23 protein-coding genes and 1 riboswitch are annotated in these 19,998 nt (G+C 42.1%); of the genes, 2 read left to right on the top strand and 21 right to left on the bottom strand.

The features are described from left to right. Positions 1-8 precede the first annotated feature (8 nt). Positions 9-1,316: a HAMP domain-containing sensor histidine kinase gene (locus NSQ36_RS15250; protein WP_322000314.1), complete on the bottom strand. Its 1,308-nt coding sequence runs from the start codon at positions 1,314-1,316 to the stop codon at positions 9-11. Continuing rightward, positions 1,303-1,998: a response regulator transcription factor gene (locus NSQ36_RS15255; protein WP_253622257.1), complete on the bottom strand. Its 696-nt coding sequence runs from the start codon at positions 1,996-1,998 to the stop codon at positions 1,303-1,305. Before NSQ36_RS15255 ends, NSQ36_RS15250 begins: the two co-directional genes overlap by 14 nt. Positions 1,999-2,250: 252 nt before the next feature. On the opposite strand from NSQ36_RS15255, the gene NSQ36_RS15260 reads away from it, so the two are divergent. After that, positions 2,251-3,450 carry a DUF418 domain-containing protein gene (locus NSQ36_RS15260; RefSeq protein ID WP_339206025.1) on the top strand — a complete coding sequence of 400 codons (1,200 nt, stop codon included), beginning with the start codon at positions 2,251-2,253 and terminating at the stop codon, positions 3,448-3,450. 73 nt (positions 3,451-3,523) lie between these two features. On the opposite strand, the gene NSQ36_RS15265 is transcribed toward NSQ36_RS15260, so the two are convergent. Then, entirely contained in the window at positions 3,524-4,456 is a 933-nt protein-coding gene (locus NSQ36_RS15265; RefSeq protein ID WP_339206026.1) for a WYL domain-containing protein, read from the bottom strand. An 83-nt stretch (positions 4,457-4,539) separates the two neighbouring features. Here NSQ36_RS15265 and NSQ36_RS15270 point away from each other — a divergent pair, with 83 nt between their 5' ends. Further along, positions 4,540-5,190 (top strand): NAD(P)H-dependent oxidoreductase, encoded by a 651-nt coding sequence (locus tag NSQ36_RS15270; RefSeq protein ID WP_339206028.1) that lies wholly within the window; start codon positions 4,540-4,542, stop codon positions 5,188-5,190. A 64-nt stretch (positions 5,191-5,254) separates the two neighbouring features. Here NSQ36_RS15270 and sufB read toward each other — a convergent pair whose 3' ends face one another. From sufB to NSQ36_RS15360, 18 genes are all read right to left on the bottom strand, one after another. After that, on the bottom strand, positions 5,255-6,652 hold the full coding sequence (sufB, locus tag NSQ36_RS15275; protein WP_003213112.1) for a Fe-S cluster assembly protein SufB: 1,398 nt from the start codon (positions 6,650-6,652) through the stop codon (positions 5,255-5,257). Between the two features lie 17 nt (positions 6,653-6,669). Beyond that, positions 6,670-7,116 carry a Fe-S cluster assembly sulfur transfer protein SufU gene (sufU, locus tag NSQ36_RS15280; protein WP_003212941.1) on the bottom strand — a complete coding sequence of 149 codons (447 nt, stop codon included), beginning with the start codon at positions 7,114-7,116 and terminating at the stop codon, positions 6,670-6,672. Beyond that, complete coding sequence (locus NSQ36_RS15285; protein WP_339206030.1) at positions 7,106-8,326, bottom strand: cysteine desulfurase; 1,221 nt, start codon at positions 8,324-8,326, stop codon at positions 7,106-7,108. The genes sufU and NSQ36_RS15285 overlap by 11 nt, the downstream gene beginning before the upstream one ends. Beyond that, on the bottom strand, positions 8,326-9,639 hold the full coding sequence (gene sufD, locus NSQ36_RS15290) for a Fe-S cluster assembly protein SufD (RefSeq protein WP_050944088.1): 1,314 nt from the start codon (positions 9,637-9,639) through the stop codon (positions 8,326-8,328). Before sufD ends, NSQ36_RS15285 begins: the two co-directional genes overlap by 1 nt. An 18-nt stretch (positions 9,640-9,657) precedes the next feature. Further along, entirely contained in the window at positions 9,658-10,443 is a 786-nt protein-coding gene (sufC, locus tag NSQ36_RS15295) for a Fe-S cluster assembly ATPase SufC (RefSeq protein ID WP_339206032.1), read from the bottom strand. 211 nt (positions 10,444-10,654) lie between these two features. Further along, positions 10,655-10,792: a hypothetical protein gene (locus tag NSQ36_RS15300; protein ID WP_162839378.1), complete on the bottom strand. Its 138-nt coding sequence runs from the start codon at positions 10,790-10,792 to the stop codon at positions 10,655-10,657. A gap of 215 nt (positions 10,793-11,007) precedes the next feature. Next, the gene (locus NSQ36_RS15305; RefSeq protein WP_003212803.1) at positions 11,008-11,376 is read right to left on the bottom strand and encodes a carboxymuconolactone decarboxylase family protein; all 369 of its coding nucleotides are present in this window, start codon (positions 11,374-11,376) and stop codon (positions 11,008-11,010) included. Positions 11,377-11,480: 104 nt separating this feature from the next. After that, positions 11,481-12,302 (bottom strand): methionine ABC transporter substrate-binding lipoprotein MetQ, encoded by an 822-nt coding sequence (gene metQ, locus NSQ36_RS15310; RefSeq protein WP_003212678.1) that lies wholly within the window; start codon positions 12,300-12,302, stop codon positions 11,481-11,483. Positions 12,303-12,316: 14 nt separating this feature from the next. After that, complete coding sequence (locus NSQ36_RS15315; protein WP_024423401.1) at positions 12,317-12,985, bottom strand: methionine ABC transporter permease; 669 nt, start codon at positions 12,983-12,985, stop codon at positions 12,317-12,319. Then, positions 12,978-14,003, bottom strand: coding sequence for a methionine ABC transporter ATP-binding protein (locus NSQ36_RS15320; protein WP_212045520.1), 1,026 nt, complete (start codon positions 14,001-14,003; stop codon positions 12,978-12,980). Before NSQ36_RS15320 ends, NSQ36_RS15315 begins: the two co-directional genes overlap by 8 nt. 154 nt (positions 14,004-14,157) lie before the next feature. Next, a riboswitch (SAM riboswitch) is annotated at positions 14,158-14,266 on the bottom strand. A 102-nt stretch (positions 14,267-14,368) separates the two neighbouring features. Beyond that, complete coding sequence (locus tag NSQ36_RS15325; protein WP_003212918.1) at positions 14,369-14,710, bottom strand: SCP2 sterol-binding domain-containing protein; 342 nt, start codon at positions 14,708-14,710, stop codon at positions 14,369-14,371. Positions 14,711-14,830: 120 nt separating this feature from the next. Further along, entirely contained in the window at positions 14,831-15,133 is a 303-nt protein-coding gene (locus tag NSQ36_RS15330) for a thioredoxin family protein (RefSeq protein ID WP_003213095.1), read from the bottom strand. A gap of 12 nt (positions 15,134-15,145) precedes the next feature. Then, positions 15,146-15,490: a toprim domain-containing protein gene (locus NSQ36_RS15335; protein WP_034660691.1), complete on the bottom strand. Its 345-nt coding sequence runs from the start codon at positions 15,488-15,490 to the stop codon at positions 15,146-15,148. A 128-nt stretch (positions 15,491-15,618) separates the two neighbouring features. Then, positions 15,619-15,855: a YusG family protein gene (locus NSQ36_RS15340; RefSeq protein WP_044140883.1), complete on the bottom strand. Its 237-nt coding sequence runs from the start codon at positions 15,853-15,855 to the stop codon at positions 15,619-15,621. A gap of 44 nt (positions 15,856-15,899) precedes the next feature. After that, positions 15,900-16,283, bottom strand: a complete 384-nt coding sequence (gcvH, locus tag NSQ36_RS15345; protein ID WP_003213614.1) for a glycine cleavage system protein GcvH — start codon at positions 16,281-16,283, stop codon at positions 15,900-15,902. Positions 16,284-16,349: 66 nt separating this feature from the next. Then, a complete protein-coding gene (locus NSQ36_RS15350) occupies positions 16,350-16,706 on the bottom strand; it encodes an arsenate reductase family protein (RefSeq protein ID WP_339206033.1) in 357 nt (118 codons plus the stop codon). Positions 16,707-17,014: 308 nt separating this feature from the next. Continuing rightward, entirely contained in the window at positions 17,015-18,796 is a 1,782-nt protein-coding gene (locus tag NSQ36_RS15355; protein WP_003213312.1) for an acyl-CoA dehydrogenase family protein, read from the bottom strand. Positions 18,797-18,810: 14 nt separating this feature from the next. After that, complete coding sequence (locus NSQ36_RS15360; protein ID WP_217012153.1) at positions 18,811-19,986, bottom strand: acetyl-CoA C-acetyltransferase; 1,176 nt, start codon at positions 19,984-19,986, stop codon at positions 18,811-18,813. Positions 19,987-19,998 lie beyond the last annotated feature (12 nt).

A 19,998-nucleotide genomic window follows, 5' to 3' on the forward strand; every position in this document is an offset into this window, starting at 1 on the left:
TTTGTCATCTATATTTTGATGTGCCAGAATCGCAGCACGATGTAGTAAACACCGCTTTTTTCCATCTTTTCAAACTGCCCGTGCATGCGGGACATCATTCGTTTAATGCTTCGTTCACCAAGTCCAGTGCTTTCCTGCGTGTCATTTGTCTCTTTTATCGCATTGCTCACATGGATCTCAAAGATTTCTTGATCGGATAGACACGTGAGATTGATGTCTTTTTTCGGATCGGCGTATTTCAGTATGTTCGACATCAGATTATCAAACACTCGGCCAAGCTCCTCGACATTCACGTTGATATAGCTGTCAGGTAGCTCTCCTAAAAGATGAACCTTGAATGTCTCTTGCTGCAAGATCGCCACCTGATCTGATAAGAGATCGTAAATGACCTCTTTGACTGCAACGGTCTCAAGCTCAGGTTCATGTTCTTTATCAAGTAGAAAATAGGCAAACAGATTATCAGACAGATTTTTCAATTGCAGTGCTTTTTCATAAGCACTTGCTATATATTGATCTTTACGGGTATCCGCTCCAGCCTCCTCTTTTTTCGCAAACTCTAAATTCATCATTAGCGATGTCAGCGGTGTTCTCATATCGTGTGACATTTCAGTAACCAAGCTGCGACTCTCTTCTTGTAGCTCGTCAATGGCTTGGAGCTTGTCCAGAAAAGCTTTACGAAGATCCTCAATACTTTTGGCAATCATCGCTAATTCATCATGCCCTTTCACCGTCATCTCATAGTCCAGCTCGCCGCCTTCAAGAATATGAATGTCTTGGTGAATCGTTTGCAGGTAGCGTAAACTTTTGCGAATGCCAAGCAGAACAATGAGGAGAAAAATAAGCGTCGCCCCAAGCAGCTCGAGTGTAAAGGCGAGATCGTGGTAACGAGACGAATAGAAACCATCCACCATAACCCGGCCTTCACCATCGCTAAACTGAACTGGATACGAATGATGCTCAGCGTACTGGGTCACCTTTTCTTTTCCATACGCCGATTCATCAGCAGACGAATAGATGGAGTCATATTGCAGCACTTCATCCTTGAAGATGGTCAAATTAATGTAATTCTCTTTTTTCACCCACTCACCAAACGCTTGTCGATCTGTAGAAGACAGCTCATTCTCAGACACATAGCGGCTGAATTTTTGAATATATCTGGCTGACTCCGCCTCGTAATACTCGTCCGAACTCAAATATCCGTCAATGAGGTCATCGGTGATCTTTTGCAGCGTCAAAAAGACAAGTCCACTCACGACTGTAGCTGTCAAAATCAATAGTGCTAGCTTTTTGGCTAGTGTATATTTACGATGTGCCAAATCGGTATCCTCTTCCCCATTCTGTTTTGATATATACAGGACGTGCAGGATCATCTTCAATTTTGGCACGCAGCTTTCGAATATGCACCATCACCGTATTGTTGGAACAATAGAAATAAGGCTGTCCCCATACACTCTCATAAATATTTTGGGCTGAAAAGATTTTGTTTCGCCTGCTCATGAGCAGCTTCAACATACGATATTCTAAATCAGAAAGCTTGATTTGTTGATTTTCTTTCCACACTTCATTAAATTCTTCGCTCACCCTTAGCTTGCCCCCAACAAGAAACGTTTCTTCCTGTTCCTTCTTTTCCTGATAGACGGTGTACCTGCGTAATTGTGCAATGACTCTAGCATGAAGCTCCTCTTGTGAAAAGGGTTTTGTCATATAATCATCCCCGCCGGCAAGTAAGCCTTCGGTTTTATCGAATGTACTTGATTTAGCTGTTAGAAATAGAATCGGGACGTTAGAAGAGGCTCTCATTTGCCGGCACGTTTCGATGCCTGATATGCCTGGCATCATCACATCCAAAATCACCAAATCGAGCGAATCGTCCACAAACTTCAATGCTTGCTCGCCATTCATCGCTCTTTGCACCTCATATCCAGCACGTGTAAGGGATTCCTGCAAAAGGTCTCCAATATCCTGATCATCTTCTACGACTAATATTCGATGCGTCATGTTTCTCTCACCTCTTGATACGTGATGTACTTTCTTTTATGTCTTTACTATATATCATCTAGCTATGTGAAAAGATACAGCAGAAATCTTAACAGTTTATGAATTTGACCATCTTCCATCAATTTGTCACATTTATTTTCAAAAAATTGGATCTTCATAAATTGTTAAGAATTGGGACGTATATTGATTCATTGTAAGGATCGATGGATTGATCCGAATGACATTTATCATAACAAGAAAAGGAGCATGGATATGAATGCAAACAAAGTAGAACACGCGATGAGTTTGAAGGATCGGGTTCATTTCTTAGACATCGTACGGGGATTTGCTTTAATGGGAATTATTCTGGTGAATTACTTTTTGATCGTGGATTCGGCGAAGGGGTTCGATATGGAAGCAAATGATGTCTTTCACAACTTGGTGAATTGGTTCGCCTCAGGGAAATTTATTACGTTGTTCTCCTTCCTATTCGGGGTTGGTTTTATGATTTTTATGGACCGCGCTGCTCAGAAGGTGGACAGTCCGAAAAAGCTGTTTGCCCGCAGATTAACCATTCTCTTAGGGTTTGGCCTTCTGCATGTCACCTTTGTTTGGATTGGTGATATTTTAGCGTATTATGCAGTCGCTGGCTTTTTATTGCTTTTCTTTTACAAACGTACAGCCAAAACCATCCGATACTGGCTGATCACACTCTTTATGATTCAATTGCTCACACCCTTTTTCACAATGCTGCTTCATACCATCAGTACAGGCTCATCGGGCAAGCCGGACTTTGCCGATTTTGATTTGACCAGCCACAACAGTCTGACTTATTTAGCATCTATTGGTGACCGATGGACAGATATGGTGACGATGGCTTCCAGCTCATTTTCAATCGTCTATTCCATGTTCTTCATGTTTTTGCTTGGTGTTTATTTTGTGAAAATGGCGTTTTTCAAAAACATGGAGGCGAAAAAAACGATTTGGAATCGCATTTGGATCATTTGTACCATCGCTTTTCTCATCACACAAAGCAGTACGATTATAGCAGCGGTCAATCCTTTTGAACATACACTCTGGGTGAACATGGCCACTGCTCTGGAACAAAACGGGGGATTAACTGGCAGTATGTTCTATATGAGTACACTTGCGATGCTGTTTCTGCACGTTCCTCAGCTGCGAGGTGCTTTGATGGTCTTTACCAAAGTCGGACGGATGTCCCTGACCTGTTATTTGCTTCACTCGATCATTGGAACCATGCTATTTCTAAAATATGGAGCGGGGCTTGTCGATCATCTTCAGCCGGCTGGTACGTTCTTCATGGCTATTGGCGTGTATGTCTTCCTTGTGCTTTTCAGTACGTTTTGGTTAAAGAGGTTTAAGTATGGACCGATGGAATTTATTTGGCGTCAGCTGACGTATGGGAAGGTCAATGACAGATCGAAAACCAATACATTTCATGCGGCGAAGTAAAAGAAAAAAGGCGAATGACTACAGTTCGCCTTTTTAATATGTTAAGTTTGTGATTGAGACAATCCGTTCACTTTCAATACTGCTCAATCATTTCTTGTAATTGAGTCAAATAACTCTCTTTTAATTCATCTGGGTATTCAATTTTCACATGCTTCCCAAATGAGATCAAATAGTGAGTCATATACGATAATTCTTCTTGGTTGTACCCACCCATAATATATGGAGTATCATCAATGATCTCCAATCTCATATTCGGGTAATGATTCTTCAAAAACTTTTCTTTTCCTTGTTCCGTTAATCGACATTTAAATGAGATATCATGATAAGTTTTTTCGTACTCGAGCTGCAGTGTTTTTAATTCTTCCTTCGTAAAGGTGCCTCTGCCTTCTTCTTCAATGATCAAGTCCTTCATAAAGTCACATCTATAGATGCCCCACTTTTTGTTTTGAACATCATATGCTTTGGTGAACCAAATCCCATTTCGATAAAACAACTCAAGAAATTGCAGCCTGATCCTTTTATTTTCATATTGAGTGTACGTCATCTTCACGATTTGATCTTCCATCATCGCCTGTAAAATCAATTCCAATTGGTTTTGTTCACTAACTGGTGCGACATTATAGTAATGAATCACATCCAAAGTCTCCGTGATCATTCGTTTTCTCTCATCAGACATTGTGGCAAACAGCTTTTGCCGAATTTGTGAGTAGGACTTTTTAAATGGTGTTGCTGACACCAGGTCTAACGCTTTAAGCGCGAAAAAAATAGCTTGAACTTCATCGGTATTGAAATAAATAGGGACCATTGGAGATTGTTTCACCAGTCGATATCCTCCATGTCTGCCATTTTCAACGTAAAAAGCTAAGCCCATGGACTCTAGCTCTTCCATATCTCTCAAAGCCGTACGTTTCGATATGCCAAATTCGGTTTCTAAATCCTTTAACTGAAATGAGTATTTATCACTTAAAAAAATAAGCTCTTGGTTTAATCGTTCTGATTTTTTCATTTGAATTTCCTTTTGAAAAAGGTGACATGTTTTGTCACCTTTATATTTTATACTCAGTTTATCAAAAGAAAAGGAGCATGTATATGCAAACATTAATCATTAACGCGCACCCTGATTTCACTCATCGAGAAAGTTATTCAAACAAACTGCAAACACTATTTTTAGAACAGTTTAAAGAAAGATTCCCTCATGAAGAACCAACAATTTTACCTTTACATGAAACAGAAATTCCTCGTATCGAAAAAGACCAGCTGCTACGTATTTGGGATAAGCAAGCATCTGAACAAACATTAACAGCTACCGAAGAAAAAATCGCTGCTGCTTCATCTGCTTTATTGGCTCAATTCAAAGCACATCATCGAATCGTGATTGTATCACCTGTTCATAATTTTAATGTGACATCACGTATGAAAGATTATATAGATAATATCTTGATTGCTAGAGAAACGTTTAAATATACAGAAAATGGTTCAGTTGGTCTGATGACTGACGATTATCGTGTACTTTTGCTTCAAGCAAGTGGCTCAATTTTCACAAATAACGATCGATATACACCTTTGGAATTTTCACATGATTACCTAAAAGAAATATTCCAAAACTTGATGGGCTTTCAACAATTTCATATTGTCCGAGCACAAGGAACAGCGATTTTAGAAGAAGAAACGATCTTGTCATCTGCAGCTGACGATTTGTCTAAAGGCTTTGATGCGTTTTACTCGCCTAGCGGGATGTAAGCTGTGTTTTTTCAAAAACAAAAAGACCAAAAACGTTTAATATCACGTTTTTGGTCTTTTATTATTAACCGATTGAACCTTCCATCTCAAACTTAATCAAACGGTTCATTTCAACGGCGTATTCCATTGGTAGTTCTTTTGTGAATGGTTCGATGAAGCCCATGACGATCATTTCTGTTGCTTCTTCTTCAGAAATTCCGCGGCTCATCAAGTAGAATAGCTGCTCTTCTGATACTTTTGATACCTTCGCTTCGTGCTCTAATGAAATGTTGTCGTTTAAGATTTCATTGTAAGGAATCGTATCAGATGTTGATTTGTTATCCATGATGAGTGTGTCACACTCGATGTTTGAGCGTGCACCCTCTGCTTTACGTCCGAAGTGAACGATTCCGCGGTATGTGACTTTACCGCCTTGTTTGGAAATCGATTTCGATACGATCGTTGAAGATGTGTTTGGTGCAAGGTGAATCATTTTTGCACCTGCATCTTGGTGCTGACCTTTACCTGCTAGGGCAATACTTAATGTCATACCACGAGCGCCCTCACCTTTTAGGATGACCGCTGGGTATTTCATTGTCAGCTTAGAACCGATGTTTCCATCAATCCATTCCATTGTCGCATTCTCTTCACATACTGTACGTTTTGTGACAAGGTTGAAGACGTTGTTTGCCCAGTTTTGAATCGTTGTGTAACGGCAGTAGCCGCCTTTTTTCACGACAATTTCAACAACCGCACTGTGAAGTGAGTTTGTTGTGTAAACTGGTGCTGTACAGCCTTCTACGTAATGCACATGTGCGCCTTCATCAACGATGATGAGTGTACGCTCGAACTGACCCATGTTTTCAGAGTTGATACGGAAGTATGCTTGAAGTGGTGTATCTACTTTGACACCCTTCGGTACGTAGATAAATGAACCACCAGACCATACAGCCGAGTTAAGCGCAGCAAATTTGTTGTCAGTCGGAGGAATGACTTTTGCCCAGTGCTCACGGAAGATGTCTTCGTTCTCTTTTAATGCGCTGTCTGTATCTTTAAACACAATGCCTAGATCTTCAAGGTCTTGCTTCATGTTGTGATACACAACTTCAGATTCATACTGAGCAGATACACCTGCTAAGTACTTTTGCTCTGCTTCAGGGATACCAAGCTTATCAAAGGTTTCTTTGATTTCTTCTGGTACTTCATCCCAAGAACGCTCAGAGCGCTCTGATGGCTTTACGTAGTACGTAATTTCATCAAAATTTAATGCATTTAAATCTCCGCCCCATTGTGGCATCGGCATGTTGTAAAAGAGCTCAAGAGATTTCAAACGGAAGTCGAGCATCCACTGAGGCTCTTCTTTCATACGAGAAATTTCTTCAACGATCTCTTTTGTCAGTCCGCGCTCTGAACGGAAAATGGAAACGTCTTTATCAGAAAAGCCGTATTTATATTCACCAACATCTGGCATTTTTTTAGCCATCCATTTTCACTCCAATCTTATGATTTGCCGTTATCTTCGGCAGATGCGCCTTTTTCAAGCGCCTTCCAGGATAATGTTGCACATTTGATGCGGGCAGGGAATTTTGCCACTCCCTGCAGCGCCTCAATGTCACCAAGATCAATGGAATCGTCGTATTCTTTTCCTAGCATCATATCGGAGAAAATCTGAGACATTTTCAAAGCTGTTTCAATATCTTTCCCTTTAATCGCCTGCGTCATCATAGAGGCAGATGCCATCGAAATGGAGCATCCTTCTCCTTCAAATTTCGCATCCATGACTTTTTCGTCTTCGATTTTCATCGTGAGACGAATGCGGTCACCACACGTTGGGTTGTTCATATCGACGACAATGCTGTCGTTTAACACACCTTTGTTTCTCGGATTTTTATAATGATCCATAATCACTTGTCTATACAGTGTGTCTAAGTTTACATTAAAAGACATTCGTAAAATACTCCTTTGTCTTACGGAGCGCTGCAATGAGTTTGTCAATCTCTTCTTCTGTATTGTACAGATAGAAGCTTGCTCTTGCAGTCGCTGATACACCAAGCCATTTCATGAGCGGCTGTGCACAGTGATGTCCAGCACGAATGGCGACACCTTCCGTATCCAGAACAGTCGACGCATCATGTGGATGGACGTCATCTAAATTAAACGTCACAAGCCCAGCTCGGTGCTGCGGTCCATAAACAGTCGCACCTTCAAGCTCCTTGAAGCGCTCAAGCGCATAAGTGGCAAGCTGATGCTCGTAACGGCTGACTTCCTCCATACCAATGTCATTTAAGAAATCAATCGCTTTTCCTAGTCCAACTGCTCCGGCAATAATCGGTGTACCCGCTTCAAATTTCCACGGGAGCTCTTTCCAAGTAGAATCATACAGATCCACAAAGTCGATCATTTCACCGCCAAACTCAGCAGGCTCCATATTATTCAAAAGGGCCTTCTTCCCGTAAAGCACACCGATGCCAGTCGGTCCACACATTTTATGCCCGGAGAATGCGAAAAAGTCACAATCTAGATCCTGAACATCAATTTGCATATGCGGCGTGCTTTGTGCACCATCGACGACAATGATTGCCCCATGATCATGGGCTATTTTGGCGATTTCTTTAATCGGGTTGATGGTTCCTAATACGTTTGAAACATGTGTGACAGCGACGATTTTCGTTTGATGTGTGATTGTTTGCTTCACATCTTCCAGCGATAGCGTGCCGTCTTCCTGTAACGGAATATATTTCAATGTGGCGCCAGTTGCTTTTGCTGCTTGCTGCCAAGGGATGATATTTGCATGGTGCTCCATGTGCGTAATGACAATCTCATCGCCTTCTTTGAGGTTTGCTCTAGCATAGCTGATCGCCACTGTGTTTAGTGCAGTTGTTGTACCTCTAGTAAAAATAATTTCTTGGACAGATGAAGCACGGATGAATGCACGAACTTTCTCTCTCGCACCCTCGTATGCGTCCGTTGCTTTTGTGCCAAGGGTATGAACACCCCGGTGGACGTTCGAGTTGTAAGACCGGTAATACTCATTCATTGCATCAATGACCACTCTTGGTTTTTGAGAAGTCGCTGCACTGTCCAAATACACCAAATCATGTCCGTTCACTTGCTGATGAAGGATTGGAAATTGCTCACGAACGTCTTTGATATTCATTATTTTACTTTCCTTTCAATCACAGAAACGAGCTGCTTTTTAACTCCTTCAATCGGCAGTTCTTTGACGACTGGATTTAAGAAGCCATAAATCACAAGTCTTTCTGCATCTTCTTTGGAAATCCCGCGGCTCATGAGGTAATAGAGTTGAATTGGATCGACACGTCCAACAGAAGCAGCATGCCCTGCTGTTACATCATCTTCATCAATTAATAGAATTGGGTTTGCATCACCGCGTGCTTTTTCACTCAGCATGAGAACACGTGATTCCTGCTCGGCATTTGACTTCGTTGCGCCATGCTCGATTTTACCAATTCCGTTAAAGATAGAGGATGCTTGATCCTTCATCACACCATGCTTCAAGATATACCCTTCAGAGTTTTTACCGAAGTGGATGATGCTTGTTGTAAAGTTTTCCGTTTGATTCCCGCGGCCGACAACAACTGATTTTGTATCACCGAATGTCCCGTCGCCCATAAGCTTTGTGATGTTTTCAGACACGACGTCTCCATCATTCATAAGGCCAAGCGCCCATTCGATTTTACTGTCACGGCCATTTGCCATACCGCGTCTGTTCACATAGACTGTGACACCTTCTGAAAGGTTATCTACTGCGCCGTATGTGACGCGGGCATTAGCTCCCGTGAACACTTCGGACACGATATTGAAGATTGCTTCTTCAGGTTTTGCTGTACTAATGTAGTTTTCTACATATGTCACTGCACTATGATCGTCTGCTACGACGATGACATGGTTGAACAAAGTCGTGTCGTCATTTTCATGCAGGTAGACGGCTTGAATTGGCGCTTCAAGTTCTACATTTTTTGGTACATAGAGGAAAGCTCCGCCATTGACTAAAGCTGCATGTAAAGCTGTTAGTTTATGCTCATCTACTTTCACTGCATCCGTCATGAAGTATTTCTTCACTAGATCACCATGTTCGCGAAGCGCTGTATGAAGATCAGTGAAGATCACGCCTTTGTCTTTCGCTTCCGTTGAAAGAGACAAGTATGCTGGCGTTTGATCACGCTGAATGTAGACTGTCTTATCCGTGTCCTCTAAATCAATGAGAGATTTCACTTCTTCAGGAAGCTCTTCTAATGATCCAAATGGCGCACTTTCGACTGTATGCTGTTTGAAATTGGTTAAATTCCATTTAGAAATATTCGTTTTGTCAGGCTTTGGCATTGGAAGGTCTTCTGCTTTTTCAAGAGCCTGTAAGCGAAGGGAACTCATCCATGCCGGTTCCTGATGCTTCTCGGAGAAGCTTTTGACATAATCTTGATCTACTGATAATTTCGTTTCTAATGTCATCAATAATCCTCCTAACGCTTACGCTTCTTGACCAACAGTTTCGTCTTCAATTCCTAACTCTTTTTTAATCCAGTCATAGCCTTCTGCTTCTAGACGTTGTGCAAGCTCTGGTCCGCCAGATTTCACGATACGTCCTTGCATCATGACATGAACGTGATCTGGTCTGATGTAGTTCAGTAGACGCTGATAGTGAGTGATCATTAAGCAGCCGAAGCTTTCGCCGCGCATTCTGTTAATTCCTTTAGAAACCACTTTCAACGCATCGATATCAAGACCAGAATCGATTTCATCAAGGATCGCAATTTTAGGTTCAATCATCATTAATTGAAGAATTTCATTGCGTTTTTTCTCTCCGCCTGAGAAACCTTCGTTTAGGTAGCGCTGCGCCATGTCTGGGTCCATTTCAAGGAACTCCATGTTTTCGTCCATTTTGCGGATGAATTTCATTAGAGAGATTTCATCGCCTTCTTCTCTGCGAGCGTTAATAGCAGAACGAAGGAAGTCCGCATTTGTCACACCACTAATTTCAGATGGGTATTGCATCGCAAGGAAAAGACCTGCTTGAGCGCGCTCATCTACTTCCATTTCAAGTACATCTTCGCCATCAAGCAAAATGCTACCTTTTGTTACTTCATATTTAGGGTGACCCATAATGGCAGCAGATAAAGTTGATTTACCTGTACCGTTTGGTCCCATTACTGCGTGGAATTCTCCACCTTTTATCTCGAGGTTTACACCCTTTAAGATTTCTTTCCCTTCAATCTCAACGTGCAAGTCCTTAATTGTTAATGTCGAAGCAGTCATATATCGATACCTCCAAAATAATCATTATTCTCAATTTATTCTCATTCTAATTTTATAACAAATTAAAACTGAATACAACACATTCACGATATGCGTGAGAGGATGCTCTCAAAATTCTAACAAAAAAAGCCGGTAGATAAAAGGATTTATGTCGAAAAGACTGTTTTCATAAAGAAAGGACGGGAATCTGTTCTCCCCGCCCCTTAGCTATTTAATAGCCTCGTATATTCATTTTTGCGAGCTGTCTTTTCTCATCTCGATAGGACTGCTCTCGTTTATATTCCACTTTCATCCGTAAGTCATGGTCTCTTTCGTACTCTGCATAGCTCATGCCATGAGCCTTATGCATGGCCTTTTCCATCTCGGCGGTATAATCCAATCCCAGTGTACTATGGTCCGAACAAATAATAAACCATTCCCTTCTTTGAGTGTAGCTTCATTGTATCAAAGACATGTGGCTACACTCAAAAGGGATATGACGCGCTATGCTGGCATATTTTCTCACACAATCGGCTGAGAAGGACTCAACTCCCTGATATGGATAAATGCCATCTTATCCTTCTCTTAATGCGTCTGTCCTCCAAATTCGTCAATACATTGCTGAACAACTGTGATGCCTTGACTTAGTGCAGCACCGCCGCCGAACGCTGCCGCCACACTGACGACCTCTAGCAAATTCTCTTCTGTCGCGCCTTGGTCGAGCGCTCCCTTTGTATGATAAATCATGCAGTATTCATCCTGTGCATGAATACTGATGCCAAGGGCAATCATTTGTTTTTCCTTTTGCGTTAATGAATCGCTCTGAAAGCACTGCTCCGTGAATTCATTGAATTTCTTCCCAAACACCGGCATTTTCTTCTGAAATTCACCCATTGCCGTTTTATAATCAGTCAGTGATTGCTGCATGGATCCGCTCATATGCTGTTCATTCATCTTCATTCCATCCCTTCAGGTCATTTGTACATTTTTATTATGAGCGAGATTTGAAAAAATACACAAAAAAACCTCGCTTTGATGAAAGCGAGGTTAACACATTGTTATTCAGATACCGGTAGTACAGCACCGTCATATTTTTTGTCGATGAATTCTTTGATTTTATCAGAGTGAAGAACTTCCATTAATGTCTTGATCTTATCTGATTTTTCTTCACCTTTGCGAACCGCCACGATGTTTGCATATGGGTTGTTCTTTGTTTGCTCAAGTTCAATTGAATCTTTTTTCGGATTCAATTTATTTTGAATCGCATAGTTGACGTTGATAAACACGGCATCGCCTTCACTGTTTTCATAAGCTTTCGCTGTTAGTTCAGGAGCGATTTTTTTGAACTTTAGGTTCTTCGGGTTTTCTTTGATGTTCTTTACTGTTGCGTTGATTGTATCAACTTTAGGATCAATCTTAATGACACCAGCATTTTGCAATAGTGCAAGCATACGGCCTTGTTCAGCTACGTTGTTTGTCATGATGATCGTCCCGCCGTTTGGAATATCTTTTACTGATTTGTATTTCTTAGAGTAGATACCGAAAGGCTCAAGGTGAACCGCACCAGCACTAACTAGGTTGTAATCTTTGTTTGATTTATTTTCTTCATTTAAGTAAGGGATATGTTGGAAAAAGTTTGCATCCACTTCTTTTTCAGCTAACGCTTTGTTGTACATTTTATAATCACTAAGTACTTTCACTTTTAGATCGTAGCCTTTTTCTTTTAGAAGTGGTTTTGCTTCTTCAAGAATCTCGGCATGGGGTGTTTTTGAAGCGGCAACCGTAATGGTTTTGCTATCACTTGCGTTATTAGATGAACCGCATGCAGCTAAGATGCCTGCAAATGCTAGAAATAGTGCACTTAAAATCAATTTCTTCATGAATAAATCCTCCCTTATCGTTTATCAATTTTATTTGTAATCAAATCACCGATTATTTGAATAATAAAGACGATGATGAGAATAAACACAGTGGCAACAAGTGTGACATCTGTATTACCAGATTGGTATCCTTCCACATAAGCAAGGTCACCAAGTCCGCCTGCTCCAATTGCACCTGCAATCGCAGTTGAGCCAATTAAAGCAATCGCTGTTACGGTAATACCTGAAATGAGGGCTGGCAATGATTCTGGCAGCAATACTTTGAAAATGATGGTCGACGTTTTCGCTCCCATTGACCGTGCTGCTTCAATGACTCCTTTGTCTACCTCACGCAGTGCAATTTCGACAAGACGTGCATAGAATGGAGCTGACCCAATGACAAGGGCAGGGAGTGCTGCATTTGGACCTAGAATTGTATGCATTAAGAATTTCGTGAACCCTAATAAAAGAATAATTAAAATGATAAAAGGAATCGATCTGAAAATGTTGACGACTGCACCGATGACAGCATTGATCGGTTTATTTTCCCAAAGACCGCCTTTTCCTGTAAGGAAGAGCAGGAGTCCTAGGATAATCCCGATTGCAAAAGCAAATGCCAATGAAATGAGTGTCATATACACTGTTTCACCTGTTGCACTCCAGATGACGTCTAGATCAACGTTTGGAAACCATTTCTCAAACATGTGTCATCACCTCAATTTCAACCTGTTTGCTTTGGATATAGGCGATGGCTTTTTCTACCTCGGTCTCTTCTCCATTTATATGGATAAAGAGTGTTCCAAACGCGCCTTCCTGCGTTTGAGAAATCTTTCCTTGAAGGATGTTTACATCGACATTGAAGGATCGAATGATTTCAGTGATCAGCGGTTGCTCAGCAGAATCTCCGATAAAGGACAACCGTACGACCTGACCTTCTTTTACTCGCTCTAAGACGTGCTCGATTGTTTCTTTCGCTTCCTCTGGTTCAGCCAGCTGCTGGACAAATCGTTTCGTCATTTCTTCCTTCGGCTGTCTGAAGACGCGTAATACTTCGCCTTCTTCGACTATGCGTCCATTCTCCATCACTGCCACCCGATGACAAATTTTGCGAATGACATGCATTTCGTGTGTAATCAGCACAATCGTCAGCCCAAGTCGTTTATTGATATCTGCTAAAAGATCAAGGATAGAATCCGTTGTTTGCGGATCAAGCGCTGACGTTGCTTCGTCACAAAGAAGAACCTTTGGATCATTTGCTAATGCTCTCGCAATCCCCACACGCTGCTTTTGTCCGCCGCTAAGCTGAGACGGATACGCATTTTCTTTTCCTTCTAAACCGACTAATTTAATCAGTTCATTCGCACGCTCTCTCCGTTTCGAAGTAGGTACACCTGCGATCTCAAGCGGGAACATAATATTTTGTCTCACTGTTCTTGACCAAAGTAGGTTAAAGTGCTGGAAAATCATGCTGATTTCTTGTCTTGCTTTCCGAAGTTTCGCATTCGATACTTCATTGATCCGGTTGCCTGCCACTTCAACAATTCCTGCTGTTGGCAGCTCCAGACCGTTTAATAGGCGAATAAGCGAGCTTTTTCCGGCACCGCTATACCCGATAATTCCGAATATTTCACCTTTATCAATATCCAAGTTGACGTCTTTCACGGCATCAACATTTCCGCTTTTTGAGTGGTACGTTTTTGATACATTCTGTAAATGGATCACAGTCTGTTCACCTGCTTTCTTGCTGAATCTATAGGTTGCCATCACATACGTTATTTATTCTTCCTGCTGTAATGCCTCGTGCCTGACGTGAGGTCAGTAAAAAAGACCTAACTGCAATGCAAGCAGAAAGGCCTTTTATGTTCAATACGCCTTTCTCTCATCTTTCAAAGCATTGCGGCTTTGAGTGAATTGGCACCAATTTCAGCTATGCTGACGGTTGCCGGGTTTCATAGGGCACGTCCCTCCACCTCTCTTAATAAGAGAAAATATGTTGTTTTATGTGATGTTCATGTTTTTACTAACGTAGAATATCATGCTACCGGAGATATGTCAACGCTGTAAATCGCTAATTTCCAAGTAAACGACTAAGTTATCATTTTTCGAAAAAAACCGTTCGTCAGCCAAAGTACCGCCTCTAGTCTTAGGAGCGCACGGAATGACCCTTTTACTTTCACTTGTCCCCTGCTAATTAACTGCTGTAAGGACATATCTCCATCTAATAATTGAAGTATTTCTTTTCTCTCACCATAAAAGATGAGATCCGATAACTCAATTGCAGGTAGTTTCTTCACTTCACCACGCTCATCCACAATCAATGTACAAGAGTCTGTTTCCGCCTCAAATGTAATCTTCAAGGATGATGATGAGAGCAGCGGTTTTAGCAATAATCGCTGCCCTGTGTTTCCATGGGTTTTCACTTTTTCCACATGTATAACCTCCCTGTCATTTGGTTATACATAACATTTCTCTACAAACATTCGCTTGTCCTTTATAAATAACTCGACAAATTTTCAGATGAATTGCTTGAAATATGACAAAAAACCGCTTTATTTAGCGGTTTCAATCATTTCATGAAGATATGGTACGGAGTGAAAGGCATAGCCTTTTTGCACCAGCTCACCTTTTTTAAACAGTAGAAAGCAAGGAACGCTTTCGATCTCAAAAGCCTTCGCAAAGCCTGGTGAGTAGTTTAAGTTGTTTTCGTAAAATGGTACGTCCGGCTGCATGGTGTCTACGACTGCCAGCATTTTCTTTGCCAGCTGACATGTTCCGCAAAACGGTGTATATAAGTATAAAAGAAATAAATCGTCCTTTATCTCCTTGAATTCGTGTTCTTCAATCTCTTTCATATACGTCCACCCTCATAAATATTTCGAATGAACATCAATGTTTGCAGCTAATAGGATAGATGCAATGTGGGCTGACGGTGAAGCGGCCACTTCGCGGTACGTTCTGTCGACAAAAAGATGAAGTGCTTCAGGGAATTCTTTTCGAAATTGCTTCCGCAGTTTGTCGCCTGCATCGTCACTGTCTGCTAATATGTAAACGTCTTTCCCCAATAATTCGTCTACGAGCTGATCCAGCTTCGATGTACTGATCGTGCCATTGGTGCAAATGATGGTAACAGGTTCACTTATGACTTCTTTTAGCTTTTGTTTGTCTGTTTTACCTTCTACAATGATGACCTTTTCTACCTCTACATTCATCACGATCACCCGGCCCTTTTGACGTTGTTCACTTCTCCCTTAGATTACAATTTTTCATTCAGGTTGTAAAGATTAGCCGCTTGCACTAAAAAGACTGCAGCTTATGCTCACTGCAGCCTCATCTGTGATTAGCACCAGCCATTTTCATCATCACAGTCTACATATTTTTCTGTCCCGTGGGTCAATGTATCCGTCAGACGATAAAAACGATTTTGATCATAGGAATAACCTGATTTTAACTCATATTGGTTTTCACTAATCATCGTGCCAATCTCTTCATTTTGATGATACAGCACCATGCCGCTTTCTTTGAATCGTCCAGTGACATGATCTGTTATATCCACATGTTCTTTTTGAAAAGACAAATTGGACACCCCCCATAAAGGTAGAGTGTCCAATTTCACGTGAATTAGTCTTCTTTTGTCATTTCTTCATATTGCTCAGCAGTCATCAAGTTCTCAATTTCAGATGTATCAGCTGGCTCTACCACGATCATCCATGCTTTTTCGTATGGAGAGTCGTTGACGAATTCAGGGCTGTCATCCAGCTCATCGTTCACTTCGACGATTGTACCGTTGATCGGTGCGTAAAGCTCAGAAACTGTTTTCACTGATTCTACACTTCCGAAAGGCTCGTCCGCTGTAATTTTGTCTCCTACTTCAGGAAGCTCAACGAACACGATATCGCCTAGCTCAGATTGAGCAAAATGCGTAATACCGATACGCACCTTATCTCCTTCTACTTTGACCCATTCATGTTCTTCTGAATAACGTAAATCTTTTGGTGTGCTCATTCAATACCCCTCCAGTCTTTTCTTTCAATCTATATTGAAGATACCACAATCTGAATGAAAGTTACATCATTTCCAGACGCTTTTAAATGTATCTTCATTAAATCCAACTGTGACTCGTGTACCGTCTGTTGTAATCGGGCGCTTGATCAGCATTCCGTTAGATGCGAGTAATTCTAGCTGCTCGCCTTCTGACATTGCAGGAAGTTGATCTTTCAGCTGTAGCTCTCGGTATTTCTGTCCGCTTGTATTAAAGAACTTCTTCAGCTCTAAGCCACTTTTTTCGTAAAGCGCTTTTAATGTTTCTTTATCAGGCGTCTCTTCGACGATATGTATGCTGTTGATATCTTTATTGTGTTCTTCCAGCCATTTTTTTGCTTTTCGGCATGTACCGCAAGATGGGTATTCATAAAAATCTAAAGCCACTATTTTCACCTCCTGCAAGTAGTGAGAACATTTTATCACAAAATATTTTAAAAACCTAAATGTATGCTTACAAAAAGGTGCGGAGTGATATCCGCACCTCAGATTGTTGACAAAGGGCTAAAATGATTTTATTTTAGCCCTTTGTCTTCTTTTCAGCGTGATAGAAAACCTTTGAAGTCTAGGAAGGACGAGCATCGGAGCGGAGCGAATTTGACATTCGTGAGCACCGGAGCGCAGACCTGACAACGAATGCGAGGGTTTGTCTACACGCTGAGGTGCGGAATGATATCCGCACCATTTAAGCCGTCTTATACGATATATTTCTCTGCTTCAAAGATTCGTTTCGCCACTTCGCGCTTTTTGGCGATGACATTGATCGGGGTGAATCTTGTCAGTTTGCGAAGAGCTGACAGACTCATGCGGAGTGCATCTCCTTCTTCCATTGCGATCAAGGATTCTTTTGCATGAGCTTCAATTTTTAAGAAGGCTTCCTGCGTGAAAATTTGTGTGTAAGCAAGCTTTTGAGTATTCTTATCTAGCCCTGATGCAGCGATTGCCTTTTCAGTACGCAGAATCGCCGATTCAGCAGCAAAAATTTCATTGACGATATCCGCTATGTTCACAAGGATCTCTTGCTCTTTGTCTAATGCTTTTCCATACTTCATCGCCGCCATTCCAGATACCATTAAGGCGATCTTTTTCGCATGGGCGAGCAAGTATTTTTCTTGATCGAGCGGCTGATCACCTGGCTCTTCCGGCATCATCATCATGAGCTCTTCCTGTAAGGTTTGCGCCTTTTGAAGCAGCGGAAGCTCTCCCTTCATCGCTTTCTTCAAGAATGTGCCTGGTACAAGCAGACGGTTGATTTCGTTAGTCCCTTCAAAAATACGGTTAATCCGCGAGTCACGATAGGCTCTTTCGACCTCGTATTCTTGCATGAATCCATATCCGCCGTGAATCTGCACGCCCTCATCCGCTATATAGTCTAAAGTTTCAGAGCCAAGTACTTTACAAAGAGAGCATTCAATCGCATATTCTGCAATGGACTGGGCAATTTGTTTGCCATCCTTTTGCTCTTCTTCACTTAATAGACCCATGCGCTGTTCAAATAATCCGACTGTGCGGTAAACAGCACTTTCCATCGCATAGAGCTTTGCCGACATGTTGGCTACTTTTTCACCAATTAAGCTAAATCGAGAAATTGGCGTTTGGAATTGCTTACGTTGGTTTGCATATTCTGCCGATAATTGAATGACACGTTTTGACGCACCAACTGTTCCGACAGCCAGCTTGTAGCGTCCGATATTCAAAATGTTAAAGGCAATGACATGACCTCTGCCAGCCTCACCTAGTAAATTCTCCTTCGGCACTTGAGCATCTTCGAGAATTAACGTTCTTGTCGATGAACCTTTAATGCCCATCTTTTTCTCTTCAGGTCCCGTTTTGACACCTGGAAAATCCTTTTCTACGATAAAAGCGGAGAAGTGTTCACCATCAATTTTCGCATATACGACAAAGACGTCGGCAAATGCGGAGTTTGTGATCCACTGTTTTTCCCCATTCAGCACATAATGAGTTCCGGCTTCATTTAAGACCGCAGTTGTCTTTGCTCCAAGGGCGTCAGAGCCTGATCCTGGCTCAGTGAGGGCGTACGCTGCAATTGTTTCTCCAGAAGCGAGTCCAGGAAGATATGTTTCCTTTTGCGCTTGATTTCCAAACAGCACGATTGGCAGAGACCCAATGCCGACATGGGCGCCATAGGAAAGCGAGAAGCTCCCTGCTCTGGAAAATTTCTCGGTAATAATGGCTGAACTGATTTTATCTAATCCGAGCCCGCCGAATTCTTCAGGCACGTCAGCTCCTAGCAGCCCAAGCTCTCCAGCCTTTTTGAGAAGCCTGACAGAATGCTCAAATTCATGGTTTTCAATTTGATCTATATATGGAACAACGTCTTGTAAAATATAATCCTCTGTTGTCTTTCCAATCATTTGATGCTCATCAGAGAAATCCTCTGGTGTAAAGATATGCTCATAATTCGTCTCATCAATTAAGAAGCTTCCACCCTTTTTTACCTCTTCCATTGCTTTCATTCTGTTTTCCCCCTTTAGATCAATTCAAAAATTCCTGCTGCTCCCATGCCCCCGCCGATACACATTGTGACGATGCCAAATTGCTCGTTTCGCCGCTTCATTTCATGAATGAGTGACAGTGTCAGTTTCGTTCCTGTACAGCCGAGCGGATGTCCTAGCGCGATTGCCCCGCCATTGACATTCACTTTCTCTTCATCAATCCCTAAATGACGAATAACTTGAATGGCCTGAGAGGCAAACGCTTCGTTTAATTCAAACAGCCCGATATCCTTCAACTCAAGTCCAGCGATTTTCAGCGCACGCGGAATGGCTTCAATTGGACCAATTCCCATCACCTCAGGCGGTACACCGCCAACAGCAAACGCCCGGAACTTGGCGAGCGGCTGAAGGGAAAGTGAGGATGCTTTCTCACGATCCATCATCATCACACACGCAGCACCGTCACTTGTTTGTGAAGAGTTTCCTGCGGTCACCGTGCCTTTTGTCGAGAAAGCCGGACGCAAAGTAGAAAGAATCTCTTCCGTTGTCCCTGCTCTCACGCCTTCATCCTGTGAAAACTTAAATTGATGTTCTTCTAATTGATATTGCTCCCCTACCCGCCGCTCTGTTACATCAACGGATACAATCTCGTCTGAAAATTTCCCTTCCTGTAATGCTTTGGCTGCCTTTTGATGACTTCTTACCGCAAAGGCATCCTGATCTTGACGAGTGACCTGATACTTTTGCGCCACCTGCTCTGCCGTGTGGCCCATACTCATATAGTATTCAGGTGCTTGCTCCGCCAAATGAGCATTCGGACGAATGGAATGACCCATCATTGGTACTTGTGACATCGATTCGACTCCACCGGCTAAGATTGTTTCTGCCTGACCGAGCATGATTCGTTCACCCGCATAAGCGATTGACTGAAGACCAGATGAGCAGTAGCGGTTAATGGTGATGGCAGGGACTGTATACGGAAGCCCTGCTAACGCTCCAATATTCCGAGCCACATTTAACCCCTGCTCCGCTTCTGGTGTTGCACATCCGATGATCAAATCATCTATTTGACCGTCGTAATCACCAGCACGCTTTAATGTTTCTTTTACACACAATGCGCCCATATCATCAGGCCGTACATGTTTTAACGATCCTTTTTTCGCCTTCCCTACTGGTGTTCTCGCGCCAGCGACAATGACTGCTTCTCTCATTTTGACTCCCCC

The sequence above is a fragment of the Bacillus sp. FSL W8-1143 genome (assembly GCF_037965155.1).
Lineage (GTDB): Bacteria > Bacillota > Bacilli > Bacillales > Bacillaceae > Bacillus > Bacillus pumilus.